General features: G+C 64.2%; 15 protein-coding genes. 3 read left to right on the forward strand and 12 right to left on the reverse strand.

Features of this window, described 5'->3' with window-relative positions; all coding sequences use genetic code 11:
* A partial coding sequence (gene recO, locus PMI42_RS09480; protein ID WP_008132999.1) for a DNA repair protein RecO occupies positions 1-559 on the reverse strand: 559 nt, incomplete at its 3' end.
* Positions 560-617: 58 nt separating this feature from the next.
* Here recO and PMI42_RS09485 point away from each other — a divergent pair.
* Positions 618-923, forward strand: a complete 306-nt coding sequence (locus PMI42_RS09485; protein ID WP_008133001.1) for a hypothetical protein — start codon at positions 618-620, stop codon at positions 921-923.
* 84 nt (positions 924-1,007) lie between these two features.
* On the opposite strand, the gene PMI42_RS09490 is transcribed toward PMI42_RS09485, so the two are convergent.
* From PMI42_RS09490 to rpoZ, 8 genes are all read right to left on the reverse strand, one after another.
* The gene (locus tag PMI42_RS09490; protein WP_008133003.1) at positions 1,008-1,388 is read right to left on the reverse strand and encodes a hypothetical protein; all 381 of its coding nucleotides are present in this window, start codon (positions 1,386-1,388) and stop codon (positions 1,008-1,010) included.
* A gap of 21 nt (positions 1,389-1,409) precedes the next feature.
* A complete protein-coding gene (gene era, locus PMI42_RS09495) occupies positions 1,410-2,336 on the reverse strand; it encodes a GTPase Era (protein ID WP_008133006.1) in 927 nt (308 codons plus the stop codon).
* Positions 2,326-3,141, reverse strand: a complete 816-nt coding sequence (gene rnc, locus PMI42_RS09500) for a ribonuclease III (protein WP_008133007.1) — start codon at positions 3,139-3,141, stop codon at positions 2,326-2,328. Before rnc ends, era begins: the two co-directional genes overlap by 11 nt.
* On the reverse strand, positions 3,138-3,902 hold the full coding sequence (gene lepB, locus PMI42_RS09505) for a signal peptidase I (RefSeq protein WP_008133009.1): 765 nt from the start codon (positions 3,900-3,902) through the stop codon (positions 3,138-3,140). The genes rnc and lepB overlap by 4 nt, the downstream gene beginning before the upstream one ends.
* A 249-nt stretch (positions 3,903-4,151) precedes the next feature.
* Positions 4,152-4,571, reverse strand: coding sequence for a holo-ACP synthase (gene acpS, locus PMI42_RS09510; RefSeq protein WP_008133011.1), 420 nt, complete (start codon positions 4,569-4,571; stop codon positions 4,152-4,154).
* Entirely contained in the window at positions 4,568-5,320 is a 753-nt protein-coding gene (locus PMI42_RS09515; protein WP_008133012.1) for a pyridoxine 5'-phosphate synthase, read from the reverse strand. The genes acpS and PMI42_RS09515 overlap by 4 nt, the downstream gene beginning before the upstream one ends.
* A 45-nt stretch (positions 5,321-5,365) precedes the next feature.
* Positions 5,366-7,651: a RelA/SpoT family protein gene (locus tag PMI42_RS09520; protein ID WP_008133014.1), complete on the reverse strand. Its 2,286-nt coding sequence runs from the start codon at positions 7,649-7,651 to the stop codon at positions 5,366-5,368.
* A 209-nt stretch (positions 7,652-7,860) separates the two neighbouring features.
* The gene (gene rpoZ, locus PMI42_RS09525; RefSeq protein ID WP_008133017.1) at positions 7,861-8,253 is read right to left on the reverse strand and encodes a DNA-directed RNA polymerase subunit omega; all 393 of its coding nucleotides are present in this window, start codon (positions 8,251-8,253) and stop codon (positions 7,861-7,863) included.
* Between the two features lie 329 nt (positions 8,254-8,582).
* On the opposite strand from rpoZ, the gene PMI42_RS09530 reads away from it, so the two are divergent.
* Together PMI42_RS09530 and PMI42_RS09535 are read left to right on the forward strand one after the other, a co-directional pair.
* The gene (locus tag PMI42_RS09530; protein WP_008133019.1) at positions 8,583-9,230 is read left to right on the forward strand and encodes a LabA-like NYN domain-containing protein; all 648 of its coding nucleotides are present in this window, start codon (positions 8,583-8,585) and stop codon (positions 9,228-9,230) included.
* Positions 9,211-9,885 (forward strand): uracil-DNA glycosylase, encoded by a 675-nt coding sequence (locus PMI42_RS09535; protein WP_008133020.1) that lies wholly within the window; start codon positions 9,211-9,213, stop codon positions 9,883-9,885. The genes PMI42_RS09530 and PMI42_RS09535 overlap by 20 nt, the downstream gene beginning before the upstream one ends.
* Here PMI42_RS09535 and PMI42_RS09540 read toward each other — a convergent pair.
* The 3 genes from PMI42_RS09540 to mscL form a co-directional block, all read right to left on the reverse strand.
* The gene (locus PMI42_RS09540; RefSeq protein WP_008133022.1) at positions 9,882-10,475 is read right to left on the reverse strand and encodes a peroxiredoxin; all 594 of its coding nucleotides are present in this window, start codon (positions 10,473-10,475) and stop codon (positions 9,882-9,884) included. The genes PMI42_RS09535 and PMI42_RS09540 overlap by 4 nt on opposite strands.
* 4 nt (positions 10,476-10,479) lie before the next feature.
* The gene (gene smpB / locus PMI42_RS09545) at positions 10,480-10,953 is read right to left on the reverse strand and encodes an SsrA-binding protein SmpB (protein WP_008133025.1); all 474 of its coding nucleotides are present in this window, start codon (positions 10,951-10,953) and stop codon (positions 10,480-10,482) included.
* Between the two features lie 73 nt (positions 10,954-11,026).
* Entirely contained in the window at positions 11,027-11,467 is a 441-nt protein-coding gene (gene mscL, locus PMI42_RS09550; RefSeq protein ID WP_008133026.1) for a large conductance mechanosensitive channel protein MscL, read from the reverse strand.
* Positions 11,468-11,577 lie beyond the last annotated feature (110 nt).

Raw genomic sequence — 11,577 nt, forward strand, 5'->3', positions numbered from 1 at the left:
GCAGGCGCAGCAGCCGGTCGCGCCACGGCTCCCCCGCGCCGCGCGACACCGCGCCGCCGGATTTCGGCGAGACGTAGATCAGGTCCGTGGTCTCTCCCGTTACCGCGCAATTCTCCAGCGCCAGCCCGAAGCCGAGCTCGGCCAGCATCGCCAGCTCGAAATGAATGAGGTGCACGGCGGCGCTGCCGATGTCGTCGAAATCGTCGAGCGAATGTTCGAGCAGGGAAAAGATGTCTTCGTGCGGATCGCGTTCGGGAAGCAGCCGCGCGACCGAGGCGAGATGGGTGACGCCATAGACGCCATGGGAGGATCCCAGCAGCGTCGCCGCACGCAGCTTCAGGCCTTCGACGGCATAGGTGCCGAGATGCTCATCGAGCCGCGCCCGCCACACCACACTGAGGCTGTTGCCAGGCTGCAAGAGCGGCCGCATCCGCGAACCGGCCCCGCCGCGGACGAGGCCGAGATGCCGGCCGTGCCCCCGCGTCAGCAGCTCGACGATGGCGCTGCTCTCGCCATGCCGCCTCACGCCCAGCACGATGCCCTCGTCGGTCCATTCCATGTGCTAAGTATAGCGCGATATGCACTGACGCAGAAGTTCGGACAGGCCTGGGACCACGATGGCCAGCATCATTTTCGACCTGATCGCGCTCATTCTCGAATTGGTGTTCTGGGTCGCCTGGGAGGCCTTGCCGACCGTTTTCTATTTCACCGCACTGGCTTTGCTATTTGCAGCCACATTCGGCAGGATCACTGTCGAATTCCCCAAAAGCATGATCCGGGTCGGCTGGACGGGCCTCTTGCAGGTCACGCGTACAAGCGAAGGCCAGCTGATCCTGTCGCCGGCGCTCGGCGTTGTCGCAGGCTTCGTGATCTGGACGATCATCATAAGCGCGCTGATCATTGTCCACGCCTACCGATCGTAGGGTGGATTAGCCGAAGGCCTCATCCGCCGACTACCCGTGCACAGCTAGGTGGCGGATGACGCTTCGCTAACCGCCCCCCCGCCCTCACGCGTTGAACCAGCCCTGCGCGTCGCCGCTGAAGGAGAAATACAGGCCCATCGTCGTCAGCACGCAGGAGACGATCTCGATGGCGCTGTCGAGCTCCATGCCCTTCTCGCCGATGATCTGGCCGAGCGAGATCACCGACAGCACGAGGGCTGCGGCCAGCACCCACCGCGGCCAGTTCTTGCGCCAATGCGCCGCCAGCCAGACGAAATAGACCAGCAGCAGGATCATGCCGCCGGCAAGAAGCGTCGCCGTCATGATCATCTGCTCGGTCATCTCGGCATTGGGCGTGCGGTCCTGCACCGCGACGGAGACAGCATCCAGCATCAATGACGCATAGAGCAGCGCTTCGAAGCGCCGGACGTTCGTGGGCACGCTCATCGGATACCGATCTGTTCTTGCTTATTCTTTGGGAAATTCCAGGCCCATCTCGCGATAGCGATCGGGATCGTCGCCCCAGTTCTCGCGCACCTTCACGAACAGGAAGAGATGCACCGGCACGCCCAGTATCTCGCCGATCTCCTTGCGCGAGTCCGCGCCGATCGACTTGATGGTCGCACCGCCCTTGCCGAGCACGATCTTGCGCTGGCTCTCGCGCTCGACGAAGATCGTCTGCTCGATGCGCACCGATTTGTCCTTGCGCTCCTCCCACTTGTCGGTCTCGACCGTGGACTGATAGGGCAATTCCTGGTGCAGCTTGCGATAGATCTTTTCGCGCGTGATCTCGGCCGCCAGGTGCCGCATCGGCGCGTCCGACATCTGATCCTCGGGATAGAGGAACGGCCCCGGCGGCACCATCTCCGCAAGCGTCGAGCGGATGTCGTCGACGCCGTCGCCCGAGATTGCCGAGATCATGAAGGTCCTCGCGAACTTCATGCGTTCGTTGGCGGCCTGCGCCAGCGCCAGCAGCTTCTCGCGCTGGACCAGATCGACCTTGTTGATCACCAGAATCTTGTCGTGATTGACACTCGCGACCTTGGTGAGGATCGCCTCGGCCTCCTCGTCGATCCCCGCCTTGGCGTCGAGTAGCACGCAGACGAGGTCGGCGTCGTGGGCGCCGCTCCAGGCGGTCGAGACCATGGCGCGGTCGAGCCGCCGCTTCGGCAGGAAGATGCCGGGCGTGTCGACCAGGATGATCTGCGCATTGTTCTCGATGACGATGCCGCGGATCAGCGCGCGCGTGGTCTGCACCTTGCGCGAGACGATCGTGACCTTGGCCCCCACCAGCGCGTTGACCAGCGTGGACTTGCCGACATTGGGGGCGCCGATCAGCGCAACGAATCCGCAGCGCGTCGCGGCGGGCGCCTCGCCGCTTGCTTCAGCCGTCATTGCTGCCGCCAACGCCTTCACGTTCGATCATCACTGAAGCTGCTACCTTCTCTGCCGCGCGCTTGCTGCCGCCGATGCCTTCGGCCGGCGCAAGTCCCGGCAGGTCGACTGCGACACGGAATTGCGGATCGTGATGCGGGCCGGTGCGTTCGACCTCGCGATAGACGGGCGTCGGCAATCCCTTCCCCTGCGCCCATTCCTGCAGCACGGTCTTGGGATCGCGCAAGGGACGGCGCGGCTTGTGCATGCGCTCGGTCCAGTTGCGCTTGACGAACTCGGATGCGGCCGCATGGCCGCCGTCGAGGAAGATGGCGCCGATCACGGCCTCGCAGATGTCGCCGAGGATGGATTTGCGCAGGCGGGCATCGGCGCTGGGGCCGACCGAGCCGAGCTTGATGTCGTCGAGCAGACCGAGCGACTTGGCGACGTCGGCGCAGCTCTCCTTGCGCACGAGTTCGGCAAGGCGCTTGGACAGCTCGCCTTCGTCGGCGTTCGGGAAGGCGTGATAGAGCATGTCGGAGACGACGAGCCCGAGCACGTGGTCGCCGAGGAATTCCAGCCGCTGGTAGCTGTCGCCGCGCTTGCGCCCGGACTTCAGCGCAGAGACATGCGTGACCGCCTGGATCAGCTGGTTCGGATCCGAAAAACTGTAGCCGATGCGCGCTTCGAGAGCCGCATTCGCGTCGGTCGCCTTGGCCTTGCGGACCCGCTTCTTCTTCGCAGGCGTCCTCGGTGCAGCTTCGCCCTCAGGGACGGCTTGCGCCTCGATCGGTTGGGTCGTGATGTCCTTGGCTTCGTCTTTCATCGGACGATTTTGAAGAAGCGATTCCAGCGCACCGACCACGGCCAGCGCCAGAACATCCAGGCATGCTCGCCTTCGCCGATGGAGAAGAAGATCATCTGGGCGCGGCCGATCAAATTCTCCTGCGGCACGTAACCGACCTGGCCGAGGAAACGGCTGTCGGTCGAGTTGTCGCGGTTGTCACCCATCATGAAGAAATGGCCTGACGGCACGGTGTAGACGTTGGTCGTATCCATGTAGCCGTTGTCGGCGCAGTCGAGCGTCTCGTAGGAGACGCCGTTCGGCAGCGTTTCCTTCCAGCGCTTCACCCGGGAGATGCCGCCACCTTCCGAGCCGCAGGGCTCCTCGCCGACATATTCGCTCATGCGCTGCCGCTCGACCGGCGTGTCGTTGATGTAGAGCAGGCCGTCCCGCATCTGGATGCGGTCGCCGGGAAGGCCGATCACGCGCTTGATGTAGTCGGTGGAATCGTCCTTCGGCAGGCGAAACACGACGATGTCGCCGCGGTTCGGATCCGAGCCCCAGATCCGGCCCGAAAACAGGTTCGGCGAGAACGGGATCGAGTAATGGCTATATCCGTAGGAATATTTCGAGACGAACAGATAGTCGCCGACCAGCAGCGTCGCCTTCATCGAGCCGGACGGAATGTTGAACGGCTGGAACAGAAAGGTGCGGATCACCAGCGCGATCAGCAGAGCGTGGATCACGACCCGGATCGTCTCGCCGACGCCGCTCTCAGTTTTCGTTCCCGAAGTCACGCTCATTGCTCTCTCAATTCCGGCCGGCGGTCATAGAGCGCCCTCCTCCCGCGAACAGCCCATCGCTCGCGGCCCAAGGAGATTGTCCTGATTCTGATAATGAGGGCCAATTCCGGCGTAAAGCCGAATTCGCCCAGCCTGATTTGCGTCCGCGGACTTTTAGACGGTTGTCGGAGGCCACGCAATCAAGGATCGCATCAAAACTGCGCAAGATATTGATTTTTAACAAGAATCATAAAACGAGCAAGAAAACGATCAGGGCCTGGCCAGCGGAACGGCGGAAATGATGACGAAGGCCTGCGCCAGCGGCCAGTCATCTGTGATCGACAGGTCGATCCGCGCCTCGAAGCCATCGGGCGTCAGCGCCTGGAGCCGGGCCAGCGCTCCACCGGTCAGCTGCATGGTCGGCCGCCCTCCCGGCAGGTTGACCACCCCCATGTCGCGCCACCAGACGCCCCGCCGGATCCCGGTGCCGAGCGCCTTGGAGCAGGCCTCCTTGGCGGCAAAGCGCTTGGCATAGGTCGCCACCACCATCTTCTCGTTCTTGGCGCGCCGCTCCGCCTTGGCCCGCTCGGCCGCCGTGAAGATGCGGTCGAGAAAGCGCTCGCCGTGACGCTCGATCACCTTGGCCACGCGGGTGATGTCGATCAGATCGGAGCCGATGCCGATGATCATGCCCGGCTCCGGCCGCGATCCATCGCCGCGCGCATGCTGCGCACGGTCTCGGCGAGACCGACGAACAGCGCTTCGCCGATCATGTAGTAGCCGATGTTGAGCTCCATGATGTCGGGCAGCGCCGCGATCGTCTCGGCCGTCGCATAATCGAGCCCGTGCCCGGCGTGAACTTCCAGTCCGGCGGCCTTCGCCAGCTTCACGCCCGCCACGATCCGCTTCCATTCGGCGCCGGCCTTGGCGGCGTGACCGTCGACCACGGCGTCGCACCAGGCGCCGGTGTGGATCTCGATCACGGGCGCCTTCAGCCGCGCCGCCATCTCGATCTGCGCCGGGTCGGCGGCGATGAACAGCGAGACGCGAATGCCGGCATCGCTGAGCCGTGCGATATAGGGCGCCAGCGCATTGTGCTGGCCGACCGCGTCCAGCCCGCCTTCGGTCGTCACCTCCTGCCGGCGCTCCGGCACCAGGCACACCGCATGCGGCTTGGTGGCGAGCGAGATGCGCATCATGTCGTCGGTCGCCGCCATCTCGAAATTCAGCGGCTTGGAGATTCCGGCCTTCAGCCGCGCCATGTCCTCGTCGCGGATGTGGCGGCGATCCTCACGCAGATGCGCGGTGATGCCGTCGGCGCCGGCCTCGATCGCCAGCAGCGCCGCACGCACCGGATCGGGATGGCGGCCGCCGCGCGCATTACGCACGGTTGCAACGTGATCGATATTGACGCCGAGGCGGAGCGGAGAAGCGGGCATTTCAGGACTCTCGAAATCGGTGGGACAGACGCATACGAGATGCGGCTATCCATTAACACGTTCGACGCGGGCGACGACCGCCTTCGCGCGCAACTGGGCCAGGATCGCGCTCAGATGCTTGAGATCGTAGACCTCGAGATCGATCGTCGTCTCCGTGAAATCGGGCGAGCGGCGCTGCATGCTGATATTGTCGATGTTGCCGTCGTGCTCGGCGATGACGGTCGCAATCTGCGCCAGCGCGCCGGGCTCGTTGACGTTTTCCACCCTGATACGGGCCGGGAAGCGCTGCGGCGCGGTGTCCTCGATGTCCCAGCGGACGTCGAGCCAGCGCTCCGGCTCCTCCTCGAAATCCTTCAGGGCCGGCGCCTGGATCGGGTAGATCGTGATGCCCTCCCCCGGCGTGACGATGCCGACGATGCGGTCGCCGGGCACCGCGCCGCCATTCGGCGCGAATTTCACCGGCAGGTCGGAATTGATGCCGCGGATCGGAATCGCGACCGGGCTGCGCGGCGGCTCCGCCGACTTCTCCTTGAGCTTGGCGGCGAGCCCCTTCTTGACGCCATAGCGCGCGACGCGCTCCTCCTTGTAGTCGGGATACATCGCGCGCGCGACGTGGGAGGCCTTGATCTCGCCGCGCCCCACAGCTGCCATGACATCCTCGATCGAGGTGCGCGCGAGCCGCGGCAGCGCGCCCTTGAGCTTGTCGTCGGCGTATTCGATCTTGGCGCGCTCGAACAGGCGCTCGACGATGCGCCGGCCGAGGCCGACATATTGGTCGCGTACGGCGGTGCGCGTGGCGCGGCGGATCGCGGCGCGCGCCTTGCCGGTGACCGCGAGGGTTTCCCAGGCCGACGGCGGCGCCGATTGCGCCTCTGAGGTCAGCACCTCGACCTCGTCGCCGTTTTGGAGCTCCGAGGACAAGGGCGAGAACTTGCCGTTGATCTTGCAGCCGACCGCGCTGTTGCCGACGTCGGTATGCACGGCATAGGCGAAGTCGATCACATTGGCATGGCGCGGCAGCGCGATCAGCTTGCCCTTCGGGGTGAAGCAGAACACCTGGTCGTGGAACAGCTCGAGCTTGGTATGCTCGAGGAATTCCTCGGGGTTGGCGCTCTCCGACAGGATCCCGATGGTGTGGCGCAGCCAGGCGAACGCATTCGATTCGCGCTTGAGGAATTCGGTCGGCGAGCCCACCCCTTCCTTGTAGAACACGTGCGCGGCGATGCCGCGCTCGGCGATCTGGTCCATCGCCTCGGTGCGGATCTGCAGCTCGACGCGCTGGTTGCCGGGGCCGATCACCGTGGTGTGGATCGAGCGATAGTCGTTCTGCTTCGGGGTCGAGATGTAGTCCTTGAAACGCCCCGGCACGACCGGCCAGGTGGTGTGGACGATGCCGAGCGCCCGATAGCAGGCCTCGATGTCGTTGACGACGAGGCGGAAGCCGAAGATGTCGGACAACTGCTCGAAGCCGACCGACTTGCGCTCCATCTTGGTCCAGATCGAAAACGGCTTCTTGCGGCGGCCGTAGACCCGCGCGCCGAGGCCGCGGTGGCGCAGATTGTTGGAGAGCTGCGCCTCGATCTCGCCGATCAGATTGCGGTTGCGCTCGGCCAGCGCGTCGAGCCGCTGCATCACCACCGAATAGGCCTCGGGATCGAGGGTGCGGAAGGAGAGATCCTCCAGCTCCTCGCGCATTTCCTGCATACCCATGCGCCCCGCCAGCGGCGCATAGATGTCGAGCGTCTCCTCGGCGATGCGGCGGCGCGATTCCGTCGGCACGAATTCCAGCGTGCGCATGTTGTGCAGGCGGTCGGCGAGCTTGACCAGAAGCACGCGGACATCGTCCGCAATCGCCAGCAACAATTTGCGCAGGTTCTCGGCCTGCTTGGCCTCGCGCGACACCAGCTCCAGCCGCTTCAGCTTGGTCAGGCCCTCGACCAGCGCGCCGATCTCGGGCCCGAAGATCTGGTCGATCTCGGCCCGCGTCGCTTCGGTGTCCTCGATCGTGTCGTGCAGCAGCGCAGCCACGATGGTGGCGTCGTCGAGCTTGAGGTCGGTGAGAATCGCCGCCACTTCGAGCGGGTGCGAGAAATACGGATCGCCCGAGGCCCGCGTCTGCGAGCCGTGCGCCTTCATGGCGTAGACATAGGCGCGGTTCAGCAGGTCTTCGTTGGTGTTGGGATTGTAGGACCGGACGCGCTCGACGAGGTCATATTGACGCATCATGCGCGCGCGGGGCTTGGCCGGACGGGCCACCGGCGCAGTCGGGGCCACGGCAACCGATTCGGTTGCGGCCTGCATCTGCGTTGGTCTGCGGCGCCGATACACCATGCCATCCTGCCTTCAAACGGACCTCGATACGGCCCGTTGTATACATCTTAGCTCCGATCACGCGCGCGTCCGATCAATTCGATGACAGATGCACAGCGCGAAGCGGCAACGCTATGGTAACCACGAAAACGCCAACAAAAGCAAAGGCCCGAACGCGGGTTCGGGCCTTTGATAAGATCACAAGAAGTCGACGATTGCGACGGGACGATTTACTCGTCTTCCTCGGGCTGCTCTTCCGGCGGCGCGAGGCCTTCGAGGCCCTTCAGGAGCTCCTCTTCGGTCATGCGCTCAACGGCAACTTCGGTATCGTCCGCATCGACGCTGGCACCGGCGGAACCGATCAGCGGCACCGTATCGGGCTCGGGTTCGTCGACTTCGACGAACTTCTGGAGCGAGTGCACCAGCTCCTCGCGGAGGTCCTCCGGAGAGATGGTCGTGTCGGCAATTTCGCGCAAAGACACAACAGGGTTCTTGTCGTTATCGCGGTCAACCGTTAGTTGTGAACCTGACGAAATCATGCGGGCACGGTGGGCGGCCAGCAGGACCAGGTCAAACCGGTTGTCGACCTTGTCGATACAATCTTCTACGGTGACGCGAGCCATGGACTGTCGCTCCGTTGTGGGTGGGACGAATTATGTGGATGATTGGGGCTAGTTATAGGGACCAGGCCCGTTTCGCAAGGCCAATTTGTGATTTGGCCTCGCCAAATGGCTCTGCTACCCCCACATTGGGGCTGGGATGGGTGATTTTCCGGGCTGCCATCAAGGGCAGCACCGGGTGTATGAGAGTCCGCCATAACTATACCTTGATTGCCCCGACTTCTCCGGATTTGCGGTTTCGACGGGTCTTGGCGGCACTTTAGGACTGCGCGGCTTGCTGTGGCCGCGCCAACAATAAACGATCAATCACGACCACTACGCGAGCAAACTGAATGTCACCTTCTCCTACCAACAAGATCGCGCTCTTCATCGATGGGGCCAATCTCTACGCGACGGCGAAAACTCTGGGCTTCGACATCGATTACAAGCGACTGCTGAAGGAGTTTCAGAGCCGCGGGACGCTGTTGCGAGCCTTCTACTACACCGCGATCATCGAGGATCAGGAATACTCCTCGATCCGCCCGTTGATCGACTGGCTGGACTACAACGGCTACACCGTCGTCACCAAGGCGACCAAGGAGTTCATCGACGCCTCCGGCCGCCGCAAGGTCAAGGGCAACATGGACATCGAGCTTGCGGTGGACGCCATGGAGCTCGCCGAGCACATCGACCAGATGGTGCTGTTCTCCGGCGACGGCGATTTCCGCTCCCTGGTCGAGGCCGTCCAGCGCCGCGGCGTGCGGGTCACCGTGATCTCCACCATCGCGAGCCAGCCGCCGATGATCGCCGACGAGCTGCGCCGCCAGGCCGACGTCTTCACCGACCTCGTCGAGCTGCAATCCAAGCTCGGCCGCGACCCGTCCGAACGCCCCGCCCCGCGCGACCGCGGCGAGCGTGGCGAGGGACGTCATCACGCCCCGCAATTCCTCCAGCGCGCAACCACGATGGCGCCGAGGGGCGATGACGACTTCGAGGAGTGAGGCGGCCCGGTCAGGCCGCCAGCCTCTCACCCTCGTTCCCGACCGTGACTGTCCGCTCTGCCCGCGCCTGGTCGCCTTTCGCGAGGCGAACCGCGCGCGCGAGCCGTTGTGGCACAACGCGCCGGTCCCGCCCTTCGGCGACATCAAGGCCCGCCTTCTGATCGTCGGCCTCGCGCCGGGCATGCAGGGGGCCAACCGCACCGGCCGTCCCTTCACCGGCGACTATGCCGGCGATCTGCTCTACGCCACGCTGCTCGAGTACGGCTTTGCCAAGGGCACTTATCAGGCACGTCCCGACGACGGCATGAAGCTGGTCGACTGCCGGATCGCCAATGCGGTCCACTGCGTGCCGCCGCAGAACAAGCCGCTGCCGGTCGAGATCAACACCTGCCGGCAGTTTCTCGCGGCGAATCTCGCCACGATGCCGAACCTGCGCGCGATCGTGGCGCTCGGGCGGATTGCGCACGACACGGTGCTCAAGCCGCTGAATCTGAAGGCGGCGCAAGCCCCTTTCGGGCACGGCGCGGTGCATCAGGCCGGCGCGTTCAGGCTCTACGACAGCTATCATTGCTCGCGCTACAACACGAACACCGGCGTGCTGACGACGGACATGTTCCGGAGCGTGTTCGCGAGGATTAGGGCCGACCTCGATTAGGCCTTGGCGGGATTCCTGGCGGGATTCCCCTTCAGCCAGTCCAGGACGTCGACGGCGTTCCGGTCGGGCGGAAACACCGGGTAGAACACATGTGAGATCCTGGCATCGTCGATGACAAGCGCAAGGCGCTTGATCAGCGTCAGGCCCGCGACCTCCATGGTCGGCAGATTGAGCGCGCGCGTCAGCGCCAGCTTCTCGTCCGAGAGGACCGGGAACGGCAGATGCAGCCGCGAGGCCATCTCGGTCTGGTAGGCATTGCTCTGGGTCGAGAGGCCGTACACCTGCGCCGCGCCGGCCGCCTTCAGCTCGGCGAACAGATCGCGAAACGCGCAAGTCTGCGGCGTACAACCGCGCGCACCGGGAATCATGTCCCAGTCGTCGACCAGCGCGATCTTGCCCGGCTCGCCGGTGCGGGGATAGGCGAACACCACGGTCCGGCCGCGCAACGCCGACAGCGTCACCGAGGTGTCGTCGGTCGCGAGCAGGCCGATCGGAGGCAAATTCATGCCCTTGAGATGCGCGGCGCCGCCATCATCGGCGGGCGCGGGAATCTGGCTCCAATCGACCTCGAGCAGATTTCTCTGAGTCATCGTGCTATCCCCTCGCCCGCAGTAGCCGGCCCTTCTCCCGGCTCCAGTCCCGCTTCTTCTCGGATTCGCGCTTGTCGTGCAGCTTCTTGCCCTTTGCAACCGCGAGCTGCAATTTGGCGCGACCGCGCTCGTTGAAATAGAGCTTGAGCGGGATCAGCGTCATGCCCTCGCGGTCGACCGCGCCCATCAGCTTGTTGATCTGCTTGCGATGGAGCAGCAGCTTTCGCGGCCGCTTGGGCTCGTGGTTGAAACGGTTGCCCTGGAGATATTCGGGAATGGTGGCGTTGATCAGCCAGATCTCGCCGTCCTTGGAGTCGGCGTAGGATTCGGCGATCGTGCTCTTGCCGTTGCGGATCGATTTGACCTCGGTTCCGGTCAGCGCAATGCCCGCCTCGATCGTATCCTCGATGGCGTAGTTGAAGCGGGCCTTGCGATTCTCCGCCATGACCTTGATAGGACGTTCGTTCTTATCGGCCATGACCTTGAAAACCTGACGGACAATTCCGGTCGAGATGCGCGCGTAAGCTAACAGTTTGGATGAAGCGCGCGCGTCACTTCTTGAGGAGATCGCGGATCTCGGTCAACAGTTCGACCTCCGCGGACGGTTTTGGCGGAGCCGCGGGCGCGGCCTCCTCCTTGCGCTTCAGCGTGTTGATGGCGCGGATCACCAGGAACAGCACGAAGGCGACGATGATGAAGTTGATCGTGAGCGTGAGGAAGCTGCCCCAAGCAAGTACCGCGCCTTGCTTTTTCGCGTCCGCCAGATTGGTCGCAGTGACCGCCTTCGACAACGGGGTGAAGTAGTTCGAGAAGTCGAGGCCGCCGGTGATCGCGCCGATGATCGGCATGATGACGTCGCCGACCAGCGACGTGACGATCGCCCCGAAAGCCGCGCCGATGATGACGCCGACCGCGAGATCGACGACGTTGCCCTTGACGGCAAACTCCCGGAACTCCTTGAGAATCTGCGTGCCCTTTGCCTCGACGCTCATGACAAGCTCCCCGGTCTGCTGGCGATCAATTGATCAGGCCGGCGTGCACCATGGCGCTGCGCACGGCAACGCGGGTCGGCTCGGTGACCGGCACCATCGGCAGCCGCAGC

The sequence above is a fragment of the Bradyrhizobium sp. YR681 genome, assembly GCF_000282615.1.
GTDB lineage: Bacteria > Pseudomonadota > Alphaproteobacteria > Rhizobiales > Xanthobacteraceae > Bradyrhizobium.

Coding starts and splice junctions, on each gene's coding strand:
- PMI42_RS09535 (WP_008133020.1), top strand. CDS start 9,211: ATGACGACTTCGAGGAGTGAGGCGGCCCGGTCAGGCCGCCAGCCTCTC.
- PMI42_RS09520 (WP_008133014.1), bottom strand. CDS start 7,651: ATGGTGTATCGGCGCCGCAGACCAACGCAGATGCAGGCCGCAACCGAA.
- PMI42_RS09485 (WP_008133001.1), top strand. CDS start 618: ATGGCCAGCATCATTTTCGACCTGATCGCGCTCATTCTCGAATTGGTG.
- acpS (WP_008133011.1), bottom strand. CDS start 4,571: ATGATCATCGGCATCGGCTCCGATCTGATCGACATCACCCGCGTGGCC.
- rpoZ (WP_008133017.1), bottom strand. CDS start 8,253: ATGGCTCGCGTCACCGTAGAAGATTGTATCGACAAGGTCGACAACCGG.
- rnc (WP_008133007.1), bottom strand. CDS start 3,141: ATGAAAGACGAAGCCAAGGACATCACGACCCAACCGATCGAGGCGCAA.
- mscL (WP_008133026.1), bottom strand. CDS start 11,467: ATGAGCGTCGAGGCAAAGGGCACGCAGATTCTCAAGGAGTTCCGGGAG.
- PMI42_RS09540 (WP_008133022.1), bottom strand. CDS start 10,475: ATGACTCAGAGAAATCTGCTCGAGGTCGATTGGAGCCAGATTCCCGCG.
- lepB (WP_008133009.1), bottom strand. CDS start 3,902: ATGAGCGTGACTTCGGGAACGAAAACTGAGAGCGGCGTCGGCGAGACG.
- era (WP_008133006.1), bottom strand. CDS start 2,336: ATGACGGCTGAAGCAAGCGGCGAGGCGCCCGCCGCGACGCGCTGCGGA.
- PMI42_RS09530 (WP_008133019.1), top strand. CDS start 8,583: ATGTCACCTTCTCCTACCAACAAGATCGCGCTCTTCATCGATGGGGCC.
- PMI42_RS09515 (WP_008133012.1), bottom strand. CDS start 5,320: ATGCCCGCTTCTCCGCTCCGCCTCGGCGTCAATATCGATCACGTTGCA.
- smpB (WP_008133025.1), bottom strand. CDS start 10,953: ATGGCCGATAAGAACGAACGTCCTATCAAGGTCATGGCGGAGAATCGC.
- PMI42_RS09490 (WP_008133003.1), bottom strand. CDS start 1,388: ATGAGCGTGCCCACGAACGTCCGGCGCTTCGAAGCGCTGCTCTATGCG.